This window comes from Aestuariivivens sp. NBU2969 (genome assembly GCF_019931125.1).
Lineage (GTDB): Bacteria > Bacteroidota > Bacteroidia > Flavobacteriales > Flavobacteriaceae > Aestuariivivens > Aestuariivivens marinum.
The window spans coordinates 16056-32982 of sequence record NZ_JAIOUU010000014.1; the positions used below are offsets into that span (position 1 = coordinate 16056).

General features: G+C 31.9%; 19 protein-coding genes. 14 read left to right on the forward strand and 5 right to left on the reverse strand.

Annotated features, from left to right (window positions below; genetic code table 11):
- Positions 1-3 precede the first annotated feature (3 nt).
- The 4 genes from K7G79_RS10615 to K7G79_RS10630 all read left to right on the forward strand — a co-directional run bounded on the left by K7G79_RS10615 (position 4) and on the right by K7G79_RS10630 (position 3629).
- Positions 4-798 carry an ABC transporter ATP-binding protein gene (locus K7G79_RS10615; RefSeq protein WP_223551612.1) on the forward strand — a complete coding sequence of 265 codons (795 nt, stop codon included), beginning with the start codon at positions 4-6 and terminating at the stop codon, positions 796-798.
- An 83-nt stretch (positions 799-881) separates the two neighbouring features.
- Positions 882-2195: a DNA recombination protein RmuC gene (gene rmuC / locus K7G79_RS10620; protein ID WP_223551558.1), complete on the forward strand. Its 1314-nt coding sequence runs from the start codon at positions 882-884 to the stop codon at positions 2193-2195.
- Between the two features lie 115 nt (positions 2196-2310).
- Entirely contained in the window at positions 2311-2931 is a 621-nt protein-coding gene (locus tag K7G79_RS10625) for a SatD family protein (RefSeq protein ID WP_223551559.1), read from the forward strand.
- A complete protein-coding gene (locus K7G79_RS10630; RefSeq protein WP_223551560.1) occupies positions 2928-3629 on the forward strand; it encodes a DUF3307 domain-containing protein in 702 nt (233 codons plus the stop codon). The genes K7G79_RS10625 and K7G79_RS10630 overlap by 4 nt, the downstream gene beginning before the upstream one ends.
- A gap of 15 nt (positions 3630-3644) precedes the next feature.
- On the opposite strand, the gene K7G79_RS10635 is transcribed toward K7G79_RS10630, so the two are convergent.
- Genes K7G79_RS10635 through K7G79_RS10645 form a run of 3 tightly spaced genes read right to left on the reverse strand, consistent with a single transcriptional unit; the run spans position 3645 to position 7626 of the window.
- A complete protein-coding gene (locus tag K7G79_RS10635; protein WP_223551561.1) occupies positions 3645-6161 on the reverse strand; it encodes a TonB-dependent siderophore receptor in 2517 nt (838 codons plus the stop codon).
- Complete coding sequence (locus K7G79_RS10640; protein WP_223551562.1) at positions 6145-7056, reverse strand: FecR family protein; 912 nt, start codon at positions 7054-7056, stop codon at positions 6145-6147. Before K7G79_RS10640 ends, K7G79_RS10635 begins: the two co-directional genes overlap by 17 nt.
- A gap of 45 nt (positions 7057-7101) precedes the next feature.
- Positions 7102-7626 carry an RNA polymerase sigma factor gene (locus K7G79_RS10645; RefSeq protein ID WP_223551563.1) on the reverse strand — a complete coding sequence of 175 codons (525 nt, stop codon included), beginning with the start codon at positions 7624-7626 and terminating at the stop codon, positions 7102-7104.
- Between the two features lie 112 nt (positions 7627-7738).
- Between K7G79_RS10645 and K7G79_RS10650 the strand changes: the two genes are divergently transcribed.
- The 10 genes from K7G79_RS10650 (at position 7739) to K7G79_RS10695 (ending at position 13485) form a co-directional block, all read left to right on the forward strand.
- Positions 7739-7924 carry a hypothetical protein gene (locus tag K7G79_RS10650; protein ID WP_223551564.1) on the forward strand — a complete coding sequence of 62 codons (186 nt, stop codon included), beginning with the start codon at positions 7739-7741 and terminating at the stop codon, positions 7922-7924.
- 30 nt (positions 7925-7954) lie between these two features.
- Complete coding sequence (locus K7G79_RS10655) at positions 7955-8191, forward strand: hypothetical protein (protein WP_223551565.1); 237 nt, start codon at positions 7955-7957, stop codon at positions 8189-8191.
- Between the two features lie 56 nt (positions 8192-8247).
- Positions 8248-9324: a hypothetical protein gene (locus K7G79_RS10660; RefSeq protein WP_223551566.1), complete on the forward strand. Its 1077-nt coding sequence runs from the start codon at positions 8248-8250 to the stop codon at positions 9322-9324.
- An 18-nt stretch (positions 9325-9342) separates the two neighbouring features.
- Positions 9343-9804 (forward strand): META domain-containing protein, encoded by a 462-nt coding sequence (locus tag K7G79_RS10665; RefSeq protein WP_223551567.1) that lies wholly within the window; start codon positions 9343-9345, stop codon positions 9802-9804.
- 122 nt (positions 9805-9926) lie between these two features.
- Positions 9927-10310, forward strand: a complete 384-nt coding sequence (locus K7G79_RS10670; protein WP_223551568.1) for a hypothetical protein — start codon at positions 9927-9929, stop codon at positions 10308-10310.
- A gap of 10 nt (positions 10311-10320) precedes the next feature.
- Positions 10321-11247 (forward strand): DNRLRE domain-containing protein, encoded by a 927-nt coding sequence (locus tag K7G79_RS10675; RefSeq protein WP_223551569.1) that lies wholly within the window; start codon positions 10321-10323, stop codon positions 11245-11247.
- A 14-nt stretch (positions 11248-11261) separates the two neighbouring features.
- Complete coding sequence (locus tag K7G79_RS10680; RefSeq protein WP_223551570.1) at positions 11262-12113, forward strand: DUF5777 family beta-barrel protein; 852 nt, start codon at positions 11262-11264, stop codon at positions 12111-12113.
- Positions 12114-12146: 33 nt separating this feature from the next.
- Positions 12147-12503, forward strand: coding sequence for a hypothetical protein (locus K7G79_RS10685; protein ID WP_223551571.1), 357 nt, complete (start codon positions 12147-12149; stop codon positions 12501-12503).
- A gap of 45 nt (positions 12504-12548) precedes the next feature.
- On the forward strand, positions 12549-13094 hold the full coding sequence (locus tag K7G79_RS10690; RefSeq protein ID WP_223551572.1) for a YceI family protein: 546 nt from the start codon (positions 12549-12551) through the stop codon (positions 13092-13094).
- A gap of 37 nt (positions 13095-13131) precedes the next feature.
- Positions 13132-13485, forward strand: a complete 354-nt coding sequence (locus tag K7G79_RS10695; protein WP_223551573.1) for a 6-phosphogluconate dehydrogenase — start codon at positions 13132-13134, stop codon at positions 13483-13485.
- Positions 13486-13533: 48 nt separating this feature from the next.
- Here the strand turns inward: K7G79_RS10695 and carB are convergent, their stop codons facing one another.
- Positions 13534-16389: a carbamoyl-phosphate synthase large subunit gene (carB, locus tag K7G79_RS10700; protein WP_223551574.1), complete on the reverse strand. Its 2856-nt coding sequence runs from the start codon at positions 16387-16389 to the stop codon at positions 13534-13536.
- 113 nt (positions 16390-16502) lie between these two features.
- Positions 16503-16664: a 50S ribosomal protein L34 gene (gene rpmH / locus K7G79_RS10705; RefSeq protein WP_038527912.1), complete on the reverse strand. Its 162-nt coding sequence runs from the start codon at positions 16662-16664 to the stop codon at positions 16503-16505.
- Positions 16665-16927 lie beyond the last annotated feature (263 nt).

Consider the following 16927-nt stretch of genomic DNA (forward strand, 5'->3'; position numbering starts at 1 on the left):
TTAATAAAAGACACTCCAAAACATGTTGTTTTAAGCACTAAAAACTTAGCAATTGGCTATACTTCAAAAAATTATAAAAACACTGTTGCTTCAAATATTAATATTGAGCTTAATCGTGGTGAACTGGTAGGTTTGGTAGGTGCTAATGGTATTGGTAAATCTACTCTGTTAAGAACACTAACCGATATTCAAAATCCACTAAGCGGTAAAATTATTTTAAACCTTAAGCCACTGTCAAGATATAGTGCCGTGGAACTAGCCAAAACCATGAGCCTTGTATTAACCGAACAGATTGTATCTAAAAATTTGTCTGTTTTTGAATTGATTGCCTTAGGAAGGCAGCCCTACACAAATTGGATTGGTAGTTTGACTGCTAAAGATATTGCTATGGTAAATAATGCAGTAAAACTAACCAATATTAAGGATATTAAAAATAAAAAGTGTTTTGAACTTAGCGATGGTCAGTTACAAAAAGTAATGATCGCCCGTGCCTTGGCTCAAGATACAGATTTAATCATTCTAGATGAACCTACTACACATCTAGACATGTACCATAAAGCTTATATTCTTAAATTATTACAAAGGCTAGCTAAGGAAACCCAAAAAACCATCCTCTTTTCGTCCCATGAAATAGATTTGGCTATTCAATTATGTGATCGATTAATTGTTATGACTGAAGATGAAGTAGTATCAGACACGCCTTGCAATCTCATTATAAAAGGTACATTCAATTCTATTTTTCCTAAAGATTTAATCACTTTTGATGAGACCAATGGAAATTTTCGGGTAAAAAAATAATTTAAGTATTTCGTTGATAACTTCAACACTAGCTCTTTAACCTTCTGTCCAAAAAAATTATCTTTGAATAAATTTCATTATAAATGACCGATAGTATTATTCTTTTCCTTACTATAGTTTTTTCTGCTGCAATTGGTGCCTATTTAGGTATGCTTTTTACTAGATTAAAAACAAACAGTGAAAAAAGTACTTTAAAAGAGCGTGAAAACCAATTGCAAATCACTATTGAAAATTTAAAACAAAGCTTGGATAAAATAGAAAGTGAACGTGAAAACATTAGGCAGGAAAAGGAATTTTTAAATTCTGAGCTGACCCGCCGTAATACAGAGTTTGAGATACTTCATCAAAAAAATGAAGAACAAAAAAATGAAGTAGAGAAATTACAGGAAAAATTCACCAAAGAATTTGAAAATTTGGCCAATAAAATATTTGATGAAAAATCTACCAAGTTTAAACAACAAAATAAGGAGAGTCTAGAAAATTTGCTCAATCCACTTCAAGAGAAAATAAAAATCTTTGAAAAGCGTGTTGAAGATACTAACAAAGAAAGTATTGGCAGACATAGTGAATTAAAAGAACAAATAAAGAATTTGTCCCAACTCAATCTACAAATGAGTAAAGATGCCGATAACCTTACCAAAGCGCTTAAAGGGGATAGCAAAATGCAAGGAAATTGGGGAGAGTTGATTCTTACTCGAATTTTAGAAAAATCGGGGTTAGAAAAAGGCAGGGAATATACCTTGCAGGACAGCCATGTTTCTCCAGAAGGCAAACGCCTGCAAACCGATGTGTTGATACATTTACCCGATGGCAAAAAAATGATCATAGATAGTAAAGTGTCTTTGGTTGGTTTTGAACGTTTTGTTTCCGAAGATGACGACACTTTAAAACAACAATATTTAAAGCAACATATAACTTCTATTAAACGTCATGTAGACCAACTAAGCAGTAAAAACTATCAGTTTTTAGTTGACGAAAGTCCAGATACCGTTTTTATGTTTATTCCTATTGAGCCCGCTTTTGCTATAGCTTCTGCCCATGAGCCTAATTTATACGAAGAAGCTTTCGACAAACAGGTTATTATTGTTACTCCGGCTACCCTATTAGCCGCATTAAGACTGGTTGATAACCTTTGGCAAAATGATAGGCAAAAACAAAATGCCCTAGAAATAGCCAACCAAGCTGGAGCTTTGTACGATAGCTTTACCAACCTTACCGACGAGCTCATTAAAATTGGCAAACAAATTGGAACCGTGCAAAACAGTTATGAAGGCGCCATGAAAAAATTAACTGGACGGGGTAATTTAATTAAGCGTGTAGAAATGTTAAAAAAATTAGGTGCCAAAGCCAGCAAAGCTATTGACAGTAAACTACTTAACCGTGCTGAAGAAGACTAGCTTTCTTTATTTCTATCCTGAAGCCAACAACACCTTAAATCATGTTTTTATGTGATATATTTGTTTATCATGTTTTTATGTGATATATTTGATTATCATATTATAACGTGATAAAATGACAACAAGTGTTATTACAGGAGATATTATAAAATCAAGAGGTCAAACAAATCCAAACATTTGGATAAGGACTTTAAAAAAATCCTTATCCTATATTAGTTCAGATAAAAGTTACTGGAATATATATCGTGGTGATAGCTTTCAAATAGAAATTAAAGATTGGTATCAAAGTTTTTTGTTTGCAGTTTATATTAAAGCATGTATTAAATCTATTCGTGGATTAGACGTGCGTTTGTCAATAGGAATTGGAAATAAAACATATGAAGGTAATACAGTTTCGGAATCGAACGGTGAAGCTTTTATTTTTTCTGGTGAAACTATAGAAGCATTAAAAAAAGATAAACAAAATCTTAGAATCAAAACTAACCATTTTGAACTTGATAAAGAGTTAAACTTATATTTTAAATTAGCCTTGATTGCAATGAATAATTGGACAGTAAATACAGCAGAAGTAGTGAAACTGAGCATTGCCTATCCTAAGGCATTACAAAGCGAATTAGGGAAAATGATTGGTATTAATCAAAATGCAGTAAGTACTAGGCAAAAACGGGCCTACTTAGAGGAAATAATGGAAGTTAATCTAATGTTTAGAAATAAAATATCAAATTACTATTTATGATTTTAATCAAACTCTTATTAGCACATATATTAGGCGACTTTTTTCTTCAACCTAAATCATGGGTTAAGGACAAAGAAAAGAGAGGTTTAAAATCGTCTAAACTGTATCTCCATGTATTAATTCACATTGTTCTTTCCTCACTGTTACTTTGGGATATAACACAATGGCCAATTATATTAACAATAGGCTTATCCCACTTAATAGTAGATGCCCTAAAGCTTACTTTACAAAAGAAAAAAACAAAGCGCATATGGTTTTTTATGGATCAACTTATTCATGTTGTTATTATTTTGATATGCTTTTTCGCAATTACATATAAAGGAATTGAAATAAGTGTTCAACTAACGGAGAAAAGCTTATTAATAGCAGTTTGCTTACTGTTCTTAACCATACCAACAGCAATTATAATGAAAACCATTTTTATAAAATGGAATATTGAAAAATTAAAAAAAGGCAGCAAATCACTTGCAGATGCAGGAAAATATATAGGTATTTTAGAACGCATTTTGGTTTTTATATTCATAATTACCAATCATTGGGAGGCTGTAGGGTTTCTAATTACTGCTAAATCGGTTTTTCGATTTGGGGATTTAAAAGAATCGAAGAACAGGCAACTTACAGAGTATATATTAATAGGCACCTTAATTAGTTTTGGTATTGCAATAGTTGTAGGTATAATTTGCTCGGCAATAATTTAACTAAATGTTGATATATTAAAAATCAACCCTTAATACAGCATTAGGCGTAAACCCTAAAGAATTTTGAAGTGTTTCAACTGGAGCACCTTCATTAATTCTATAAAAATTATTTAGCTCATTTTTTCGACCCATGACATTCCAAACAGATAGACCTGCATTAAGCTTCATATTGTTACTAAGTTTAAAATCATAAATTGCAGATATATCCAATCGTAAATAATCTTTTAAAACTGCCTCATTGGCCTTACCAAAGTTTATTTCATTGTTAACAATTTCATTTCCTTCTTCTGGTTTGGTCGTTGGTTTTCCAGAATGCCAATTTAAACCTGTGGCTATTTTCAAATTGTTCGAAATATATGTTGCACCTAAACTAATATTATGAATTATATCATAGTTGCTTGGAAAAGCTTCTCTTTCCAAAGTCTTAAAACGGTAATTATTATCCATAAATGAATAACCCAACCAAGTGTCAAATTGGTTAAAATGCTTTCTAAATAACACATCAATACCAAAAACACTGTAGTCTCCATGAGTCTTTACAAACTCATACTGATTTTGAAACCCTTGACTTTGTGATGTTATACCTTTAACCTGTTTTAAGTAGGTATCGGCATTGAATAACCACCCCTTTTGACTAAAGTTTATTCCTACTGAAATTTGCTTGCTTCTTATTACGGGGATATTGTCATTGTTGGCAAGCTGCCACCTGCGCTTTTCTATACCCAAAAAATCACTTTGAAAATTAATAACTTGTGAGGTATTTTGATGTTTCAACTCTCCTAAAATTTCTAAGGTTAAACCATCTAATAATTTTTTATTAAAACTAAATCTGGGTTCCAGTATTTGTTTTTTAAATTTTCCAATATAATTGTACCTCAATCCAAAATTAAAGGCTATCTTTTTATTAGATGACCTATATCCCAATTCAGTAAAAATGCCATGTGTTCTAATCACCTCAGAAACTAAGTTTCTAAACAAAGGATTATCCACATCGTCTAAATTGGTAATCTCGGTCTCTACAAAATGATAACCACTTAATAGCTTTAGACTATGGTTTAAATTGTAAAACGTTTTTAATTTTACACTACTTTCAGATACACTATTTTTTTGCAAAAAGCGCTGATCGTCTTCAATATTAACATTTATGGCTTTTAATTTATAATCTGTTTCATAAAACTCAAATACAGTTTTAAATTTATCATTCCAAATACGATTATAACTAAGTCCTTCTGCAATGCTATTTTGACTAAGACTACTTCTTCTTGATTCAGTTGATTGTTCGCTAATTAAATTTTCATCAAACAAAAGCCTATTATAAACATTAATAAAATTAATCTGTAATTGGTCTTTATCATTAATCCTGTATATCCATCTAAAAGAAGTGTCATAAAAATCGAACGTTTTATTTGAATTGATTACAGTTGGAGTATTTGTACTCAGTTCAGTATTTTGCGAGATTCTATCAAAAAAGGCCGTATAAGTAGGTGTTTTAAAAAAATCGTTAACCGACTTTCTTGCAGCAATTTGTATCGATGATTTTTCTCCTAATGGCACATCTAAAAAACTATTAAAATTAGTAAAATTAAGTCCTATACTTCCTTTAAAATCGGTGTTGATTTCTTTATCTGTTTGCATGTCAATAGTACCGGAAACTCCATCGGTTGAAGACACATCAGTACCGTTTTTCTTTAGAAATACTTTTTGGGTAATCTGAGCATTATACATAGATATTAAACCAAAAAAATGACCAGATTGGTACATCTTTATATTGTCCCATAAAATTAAATTTTGGTCGTGTGTACCCCCTCTTAAGTTAATATTAGAGACTGTTTCATTTGTACTGTTTACACCAGGAAGGGCTTGTATAGAATGCAAAACATCTGTTTCTGTTAATCCTGGAAGGATTTTAAAATTTGAAAAATCAATTTCAAATGAGCCGTTGTTAATTTTGTTAATACCACTTACTAAATAGTTTGATATAACGACTTCGGACAGGGTATAAAAATCTTGATCCAAAAACACATCTAAACAATCATTAAATACAAGTGATTTTGGTTCAATTTTGCTGGATTTATAACCCAAACAGTTTATAGCAATTGGTTTTTCAAAATTTTTAACTGTTAATGAAAAGAAACCACTTTCGCCACTCAAAACCATATTGTCACCATTGCTTATTATTGCATTAATAATAGGTAGATTGTCTTTATTATCTTTAACCATACCACAAAACACATAGGCTTCTTTTTGTTTAACAACCACAATTTTATCTCCTATTAGGCTAAACGTCAATGGGGTCTGTTTTGTTAAATATTCTAACGCTTCCAAAATAGTTTCTATAGTATCTGGCATAAATACTTTTATATCCATAATCTGATCTTGAGCGTAATTAAATTTTATTTCATGCTTGGTTTCAAGGTAATTTAAAACATCTGATAATTGTCTTTTTAAAATGGTTTCTTGGGCCGATAAAACGCCAGCAAAAAAAAATAAGGAAAAAGTTATTATGATTAATTGCCTAATTCTTTTTTCCATGAACAATAACTAGGTTTGAAGAGCTCAATTCATAGGTCATATTCATTGGCTGGGTGATCGCTGTTAGTGCATCTTTAAGATTATGGTGTATAAATGCCCCGGTAAATAGTCTGTTACCATCTATATTCTTTGTAACTACTTCTATTTGATATTGTCTTTCAAATTCTGCCAGTACTTCTTTAACAGGAATAGCATCAAAAGTACTCATGTTATCCAGCCAAGTGGGTTTGGAAATTAAAGTGCTCTCTTCCGTAAATTTACCATTTAGAACTTTAAAAATAGTACCCGAACGAATCTCTTTTACTATGGCATTTGATGTAACTTTCACTATACCTTCAAAACATTTGACCTCAAAATAATCATCCCGCTGCTTTACATTAAATTTTGTTCCAATTACAGCTACAACGCCATCTTTAGTAACAACACTGAACGTTTTTCCCTTAGCTACTGTAAAAAAGGCTTCACCGTACAGCCTTACTTTTCTGTTTTTTTGCCAATCATTTACACTGTATTCAATTTCTGAAGCTGCATTAAGTTCAACAGTTGATCGGTCTGGTAGTTCAACAACAATTTTTTCTCCCGATAATGTTTCAACAAGGGTTGTATTTGAATTAAAAAATGTAAAATATACTCCTAGTGCAATTACAATAACACCTGCAATCCTTAAAAGAGGATTGAACCAATTGATTTGCTCACCACCATTTTTTGCAACTTTAAATTTGCTTTTAAATGTCTCAAAATTGTTGTACTCCAAAAACTTTGAAGCTCTAAATTCTTTTGCAGTGTTCGTAATATATGAATTAAGCAAAGCATCATCAAGAGCATCAAATGTGGCTTGCTCGTCACCTGTAAGCTCTCCTTTAAGCCATTTTTTAATTAAATCTTCATTTTTCATTAATCCTTAACTTTATTATATAACAATTAAACTGCTAAATCTCCTTTATTTAATTTTAAATCCATCTAGTTCTTCCCTTAGAATTTTAAAAGCACTATAAATACGATATTCCACAACTTTTTGGGTAACACCTAAAAATTCTGCTATTTCACTATGTTTTTTACCTTCAGCCTTACTCAATAAAAAAGCAACACGTTGCTCTTCGGTTAAAGATTCAAGTATTTGTTTATACCGTTCAAAAAATTGCTCTTTTTCTAAAATAAACTCTGGAGATTCATTTGTGTAATGCTTTTGAGTCTTCAAACTATATTTTAATACAACTTTTTGATGTTTAATTTCATTTAACATCAAATTATTAGCTACGGTAAATAAATACGATTTAACCTTACTATAGCTCACCTTTTTACAATTATCCCATAACTTCTCAAAAGCATCTTGAACCTTGTCATCAGTGTTATATCCCGACCCATATTTGTAATATAGGAAATTCTGTAAATCTTTAGCATATTTATTGTAAATGCTTGAAAATATACTAGTATCGCAGATGTCGTTATTAAGTTGTTTTGGCAAAGTTTCAAATTTTAATTTTTAAAGTTAATTAAAAAAAATATTAAAATATTTTGGGGATTTTTTGTTTTAAGCTGTTATATAATAAAAAAACCTTCCCAAATTACCTATTGCCATGAAAAATGAAAACAATCCTAACCAAATGATACGATCTATAAAAGATCAAGAAATTATATACTTAAGAAAAACCGTTTTACAACTTACAAAACCCATAATTGATCATCCAGAAGAAACTTCATTATCCATTAGGTTAAATCAATCCTTAAAAAGGCTTGAAGATTTATTAATTAGGGAACAATAATTCTTGTAATTAAAAAATCCATTAATCAAAATGCAAAAAAAATTAAATAGAATGGTGAATTTGCTCTCTCACATAAAAAATAGAGAGCTCATGGATTACAAGGAAAAGGTAAGCTATTTAAAAGTCTTGACGCAAACCAACCCAAGTAATAAAGTTTATGCATTAAGGCACAAAATAGCTAAAGAAAGGTTCGATAATTTAATTTTAACAACCCTAAGATTAAAGTATTTAGAACAGGATGTTAAAAAACTCAATAAAGACATATAAAAAATTTTCAGGAGTTTTTATATCTGGGTTGTTATATAATAAAACCATTTATGCAAATGACTTTTGTTTCCAAGTATTTTATTATTCTTACCACCCTATGGGGTATTATTACTTTTAATTCTTGTAGAACAGAAGAGGAAGAATTTATTCAAGCTCCAGATGAAACCCTTTTAACGGCAAACTCCAAAGTTGCCAGCCTAATGCTTAAAACAGCGAGTAACGATGGTTCTATTGATAATATCATTGACAAATCAAACTGTTTTAATATAAAACATCCTTTTGAAGTTACTGCAAATGGAGAGGATATTATTATCAAGTCTATTGAAGACTATAAAATTGTTGAATATATTTTTGATGATGATGATGATGATATTGATAACTTAACAATTAAATTCCCTGTTAACATTTTACTAAATGATTTTTCAGAAGTTAAAATCAACACTCAATCACAATTAAACAGCTATTCTAATAACTGTAATGGTGAAAATGAAGCAGATGATGATATAGAATGTATAGATTTTAATTACCCCATGAGCGCATCTGTTTTTAATTCTAATAATGATTTAATATCTACAAAAACCTTTACCGAAGATTCAAGTCTGTTTAGGTTTATAAAAAATATGGATTCAAATTATTTTGTAAGTATTAATTTCCCTATAACTGTTAAACTATGGGATGATACTGAAATCATTGTAAATAGTTTGTATCAACTTGAGTCCACAATTGATTTACATAAAAATGATTGTGACGAAGATGATGACTATAACTATAATGATGATGATTGCGATGATTGCAATGTTGATGATTTAATTGATTATCTTACAAGCTGCTCGAATTGGACCGTAGACAAACTAGAACGTTATAATACCAATTATGACGATGCTTACGACGGTTATGTCTTTAATTTCTTTTCAAACGGAACAGTTTCTTCTTATTGGTCAGGAATAACAGTTTATGGTACTTATACAGCCAGTGGTTCTGGAAATAACATAACTGTTTCTATAAATATACCCCAACTACCCTATTGTAATAACAATTGGATTTTACATGAAATATCTAAATACACTGAAACAAAAGTAGATTTGCGAGTAGGTTATGGGGATAGAATGCGTTATAAAAACGATTGTAATTAAACATAAAAGCCCTTAACTATGAGAATTGAACAAATAATAACGATTTTACTTTTTTCTTTAGCAATAGTTTCTTGTTCAAACGATGACACTAATCCTAATGACAATAGTATGGAAATTAAAGAGATCAAAACTATTGCCCAATCAAGTTCTTGGAAAATCACAAGCTTTATTGACTCGGGTGTGGATGAAACAAATCATTTTACAGGCTATACATTCACTTTTAATTCAGATGGGACATTAGAAGCAACTAATGGAATTAATACATATATGGGAACATGGTCTGTTACAAATGGTAGTAGTAATGACAATAGTAGTGATGATATTGATTTTAATATCTTCTTTTCATCTCCCGCAAACTTTAAAGACGACCTATCCGAAGATTGGGATATTGTATCAAAAAGTAGTACTAAAATTGAATTAATGCATATTAGTGGAGGCAATGGTGGCACAGATACTCTAACATTTGAAAAAATAAGCTAGTCGAAATAGTATATGAAAAAGAAAGATTTCATTTGTTAATTAATTATTCTAAAGTATAATTTTTTAACACTAGCTCAAACAGCTTCAGCATTTTGCTGAAGCTGTTATTAAAACAACTCAAAATGAAGAAACTTATTTTTATTGTCATAGTAGTTATAGTTGCTTCAGTAATAAGCTATAATTACATTTATCAAGATCATAGAAATATTGAAGAGGAACAAGCTTCTTATAATATGAAAGCATCAATATTAGTTAATGAGTTCGCTATAGACCCCACTACATCAGAAAAAAAATACCTTAACAAATCCATCGAAATAATTGGAAACATTACAGGAATAAGTGATCATACCATAACATTAAATCAAACTGTGTTTTGCCAATTATCAAAAAATATTAAAACCAAACCAAACCTGTATGCCCCTATAAAAATTAAAGGACGATTTATAGGCTATGATGATTTGTTGGAAGAAATCAAATTAGACCAATGTAGTATAATTAATGATTAATCCAAAAGTTATGAAAAAACAATTATCCCTCTATACCTTACTAATGTTATTAACAACATCTAGTTTTAGCCAGAATACATCAGACTTTACCCCTGTAAAAGACAATACCATTTACAGTGAAAACTCTACTTATTCTAATGGAGAAGGTGATTTATTCTCTGGAAGAACAGGTATTTCAAATGGAAATAATAACAGAAGAGCGCTTATTGAGTTTGATATTTCTTCTATTCCTGTAGGATCTACCATTATAGAAGTAAGCTTAAAAATTAGAGTAAATAAAGTGTCTTTTTCAGGTGATGGGACTCACAATTATAAAATTTATCAAGTAAGTAAAGAATGGGGAGAAGGTACTTCATTAGGAGGCGGTACAGGTGCTCCAGCTGTTGCTCCAGATGCAACATGGAATGATGCAATGTTTGGAACGTCTTCTTGGTCTACAGCTGGGGGTGATTATTTATCTACAAGCTTATCTTCCTTAAATATATCTGGAGTAGGATTTTATACTTTTACTTCAACTTCTAATTTTATCAATGCTGTACAGAACTGGTTAGATGATAGTTCTACTAACAATGGAATACTATTAATAGGTGACGAAAATGATGATAATTCAGCTAGAAGATTTGATAGTAAAGAAGCTACAAATTCAAATAATGTTCCAGTACTCTCAGTTACCTGGTCTGCCCCACTAAGTACAAGCGACTTGTTTAAAGAAGAGGTAATCCTATACCCCAACCCTACCAGTTCATATATCAATTTAAAAAATATTGACCAACTAGACATCCAATCGATAGCTATTACAAATGTTTTAGGAAAACAAATAGTTAACACTAAAGTTTTCCAATCTGGAATTGATGTTTCTAATTTAAACCAAGGCCTATATTTTTTACATATTACCTTATCTAGAGGCAAATACACCAAACGATTTATAAAACAATAAAACCAACCTAAATTATGAAGTACAAACTATATCTTCTCCTCTGTTTAATTCCAGTATCACTATTTAGTCAAAATGACCTACTAGACGAAATAGACACAGATAGCACTTGGTCCAATTATGCCGATGCGGCTTTTAAAGGTTTAAAGGTTGTGAATTTTGAATCAACCAAGCTAGTAGCCAAAAAAGAATTCACCTTTATCGTTTCCCATAGATTTGGTAGTTTGAAAAATGGATTGGATAACTTTTTTGGGTTGGATGAAGCCGTTACTCGTCTAAACTTTGTTTATGGGATTACGGATGGTTTAAACATTGGTTTCTCTAGAAGTTCATTTCAAAAAATATATGAGTTCTCATTAAAATATAGTTTGTTAAGACAAAAAGAAGGCGGGTTTCCTTTTACCGTAGTTGGATTTAATGAACTGCTAGTTAATACAGCCTTGGACGAAGTAGACCTGCCTTTGTTAGAGTTTAAACATCGCTTAAGCTATGTAACCCAACTGTTAATTTCCAGAAAGTTCAGTACTAATTTATCATTGGAGATAGCGCCAACATTTTTCCATGATAATTTTGTTTTTATTGATCAACAGGACAATTCTCAATTTGCCTTAGGTTTAGGCGGTCGCTATAAACTCGGAAAAAGATGGTCTCTGAATATGGATTATGGATGGCATATGAACAGAGCAGATAATTCACCATTTAAAAACCCATTTTCCATTGGTTTCGATTTAGAAACAGGTGGCCATGTGTTTCAAATGCACTTCTCTAACGCCCAAGGCATGAATACCAACACCTTTTTAGGTCAAGGTTCTGGTGATTGGGGAGACGGTGATATTTATTTTGGATTTAACCTAAGCAGACGCTTTTAATTATAAATTTTATTAACCTTAATAATAAACGCTATGAATTTTAAAAATTTAATCTTTGTTTTGGCTATTGCCTTTCTAACATTTAGTTGTTCATCCAGCAGTAGTGACGATTTATCAAATCCAGACTCAGACACAAGTGGTAAAACAACCTATAACGGTAACGTAAAAGCTATTATGACAAGTAATTGTACAGGGTGTCATGGAAGCCCAACTTCTAATGGCGCACCATTTTCGTTAACGACCTATACACAAGTCAAAAACAGGGTAAACAGTATTATTACAGCTATTAATAGTTCAACCAACCCAATGCCTCCCTCAGGTGGATTAATGCCTCAATCTACAAGGGATATCATCCAAAAATGGAAAGATGATGGCTTATTGGAAAATTAAACAACCTAACTGGTAAGGTTTTGCTTATTTAATTAAAGTAGTATTATGAAATATATAGTTTATTGTGTTTTCTTTTTAAGTACGACGATTTATTCACAAACCAAATACCTCACCAAAACAGGAACTGTTGGTTTTGAAGCATCAGTACCTTCCTTTGAAGAAGTTAAAGCGGAGAATAACTCGGCAACTGCTATACTCAATGTAGAAAATGGAGAATTTGCTGCCTTAGTTTTGGTAAAAGGTTTTCGATTTAAAAATGCCTTAATGGAAGAACATTTTAATGAGAATTATGCGGAATCGGACACCTATCCTAAGGCCACTTTTAAAGGTACAATTGTAAATTTTGATTTTTCAACATTAGGTGATAACACCGCTTTAGCCATTGATGGCCAATTGAATTTTCATGGAAAAACCAATTCGATAGAAAATGTGCCGGCTACCATATCAAAAAAAGATAAAAACATAATTATTACTGGAGGTTTTAAGGCATTGGCTTCAGATTATGATATTAAAATTCCCAAAATAGTTAGCAACAAAATTGCAGAAGTAATAGAGATTTTCTTTAGTTTTGATTTACAAATCAAACAGTAACATAACCAATGCTTACTAAAATAAAATATATGACCTCATGAAGAAGTTTTTTATTAAAATCCTATTGGCTCTCATTGCTCTAATCACGGTTTATTTTTTATTTATGTACTTTGCTGTATATAGTGAAGGTGTCAGATCAGGAGATTTAATAAAATTCAGTAAAAAAGGTATGCTCTTTAAGACTTGGGAAGGTAAACTTAGTCAAGGGGTCTCGGAAGAGTTGCAATTCAATTTTTCTGTAGAAAAAGGAGATAAAAAGATAATTGAAGACTTAGAAAATCTTCAAGGAACTTATGTAAAACTTACTTATATAGAACGCTACCGAACATTTTTCTGGTTAGGGGATACTAAGTATTTTATAAAACATGTTGAAAAAAGTAAAAGACCCTAATGATAATAAAAAAAGCCGCTAAAAGCGGCTTTTTTTCTATAGATTGTATTATTTACTCAAATACATCTTTCTTCTGGAGTATAAGTCGTAAAACTCGTCATCCTTCAAACTATCTATAAACAGGATACTTTCTCCTGTACTCTTCATTTCTGGACCTAAACGCTTATCAACATTGGGGAATTTATTAAATGAGAACACAGGTTGTTTTATGGCGTAACCTTCCAACTTTGGGTTAAAAATAAAGTCCGTTACCTTTTTCTCACCCAGCATAACCTTAGTTGCATAATTCACGTAAGGCTCTTTATAGGCTTTAGCAATAAAAGGTACAGTTCTGGAAGCTCTTGGATTGGCCTCAATAATATAAACCACATCATCTTTAATAGCAAACTGAATATTAATTAATCCAACTGTATTCAATGCCCTAGCAATGGTATGGGTGTGGTCTATAATTTGTTGCATGACTAAATCCCCCAGGTTAAAGGCTGGTAACGTTGCATTGGAGTCTCCCGAGTGTACACCACAGGGCTCTATATGCTCCATAATACCAATAATGTATACATTGCCATCAGCATCACAAATGGCATCGGCTTCGGCTTCTATAGCACCATCTAGATAATGATCCAATAACAGTTTATTATTGGGGATTTTTCGAAGTAAATCTACCACATGCTCTACCAACTCCTCCTTGTTAATTACAATTTTCATTCCCTGGCCGCCAAGCACATAACTAGGTCTAACCAAAATTGGGAAATTCAATTTATCGGCTAACGCTAAGGCTTCGTCTGCATTTTCAGCCACACCAAACTCTGGATATGGTATGTTATGCTCTTTTAGTAAGGTTGAGAAACTTCCTCTATCTTCTGCCAAGTCTAACGACTCAAAGCTTGTCCCTATAATCTTAATACCGTATTTGGTTAATTTTTCAGCTAGTTTCAAAGCGGTTTGCCCACCTAACTGAACAATAACACCTTCTGGTTTTTCATGTCGGATAATATCGTATATATGCTCCCAGAAGACAGGTTCGAAGTATAACTTATCAGCAGTATCAAAATCTGTCGAAACGGTCTCTGGATTACAGTTAATCATTATGGTTTCGTAACCACACTCTGCGGCAGCCAACACACCATGAACACAACAATAATCGAATTCAATCCCTTGCCCTATTCTATTAGGACCAGAACCTAAAACTACTATCTTTTTCTTGTTTGAAACTATACTTTCATTATCTGCATAACGTTCACCATCAGCTGTTTCCATATCACTTTCAAAAGTCGAATAGTAATATGGTGTTTGGGCCCTAAACTCGGCAGCACAAGTATCTACTAATTTGTATACACGCTGAATATTGAATTCATCTCTTTTGTTATACACCTGACTTTCCAAACAACCAAGCATATGTGCAATCTGGCGATCACCATAACCTTTTTGTTTAGCCTCCAACAATAATTCTTTTTCTAAGGTATCGATGGTATACTTCGAAATTTCTTTTTCCAATTGAAACAATTCCTCATATTGTTTTAAATACCACATATCTATTTTTGTGATATCATAAATTTGGCTTAACGGAATGCCCATTGCAATCGCATCGTAAATGACAAATACCCTGTCCCAAGAGGCATGGGTTAATTTCTCAATAATTTGATTGTAATCCTTATAACCTTTACCATCGGCTCCTAAACCATTTCTTTTGATCTCTAATGACTGTGTAGCTTTATGCAGAGCCTCCTGAAACGAACGTCCAATACCCATAACCTCACCTACAGCCTTCATTTGTAAGCCCAATGTTCTATCAGATCCTTCAAATTTATCAAAGTTCCAACGTGGTATCTTTACAATAACATAATCTAATGTAGGTTCAAATAAAGCCGATGTTGACTTAGTAATTTGGTTATCCAATTCATCTAGTGTATAACCTATGGCTAATTTAGTAGCTACTTTGGCTATTGGATATCCTGTTGCCTTACTAGCTAAAGCTGAAGAACGCGATACACGTGGGTTAATTTCAATGGCAATAATATCTTCTTTTTCATCTGGACTTACAGCAAACTGTACATTACAACCCCCTTCAAAATCACCAATACTGCGCATCATTTTAATAGCCATATCACGCATTTTTTGATAAGTTCTATCACTCAATGTCATGGCAGGAGCTACGGTAATGGAATCTCCTGTATGGATACCCATTGGATCCATATTTTCTATAGAACAAATAATAACAACATTATCATTTTTATCACGAAGTAGCTCCAATTCGTATTCTTTCCACCCCATCATGGCTTTGTCAATCATCACTTCGTGAATTGGGGAAATTTCCAAGCCTCTACGTAATAATTTATCAAAATCCTTCTCATCATGAACAATAGCTGCTCCAGCTCCTCCTAAAGTAAATGAGGAACGAATACATAACGGAAAACCAAATTCTTGCGCAATTTCTTTACCTTGCAAAAATGAAGTCGCTGTAGCTTGAGGCGCCATAGCAACACCTATTTTTTCCATCAACTCTCTAAACTGCTCCCTATCCTCTGTTATATTAATGGCATTTATATCTACACCTATCAATTCTACTCCAAAATCTTTCCAAATACCTTTTTCGTCGGCTTCAATACATAAATTCAACGCAGTCTGCCCCCCCATAGTTGGCAACACAGCATCTATTTGAGGGTGTTCCTTTAAAATCTTAATTATGGATTTGGTATTAAGCGGCAATAAATAAACATGATCGGCCATAGACGGATCGGTCATTATTGTTGCCGGATTGGAATTAATCAATATCGTTTCAATTCCATCCTCTCTTAACGACCTTAAAGCTTGTGATCCAGAATAATCAAATTCGCACGCCTGCCCAATAACAATAGGTCCAGAGCCAATAATTAGTATCGATTTAAGTTTAGAATTTTTCGGCATTTTCTTAAGGTTATATATTGTGTTTTAATTCGTTACAAAAATAGCAATCAATAGATATAAAAAAAGGCGTTACACTTAAGTAACACCTTTATATTATCAACAATTGTTAATCATTATTTCTTATGTCTTGACTCAGATGACACAGATAATTTCTTTCTTCCTTTAGCTCTTCTACGTGCCAATACTTTTCTTCCATTAGCAGAAGCCATTCTTTCTCTAAAACCGTGTTTATTTCTTCTCTTTCTTTTAGAAGGCTGAAATGTTCTTTTACTCATTATCTTGTATCTTTAAAATCTAAAATTGTAATGTTTTCAAGTGTTGTTTTGAGGTCTTCCAAAACTGAGGGCAAATATACAAAGCCTTTACAACTTTGCAAATCATTTTTATAAAATATTTCACAAATATTTTTTTCTGTAAAAAAACCTTATCATCCCTTTATTTATTTGATCTATGCCTACTTTTTGTTAAGCGAACATGCTTCAATTTTGATTAAATTTTAGTTTATTTGCAACGGGAATGAATCTGAAAGTTTCTTTTT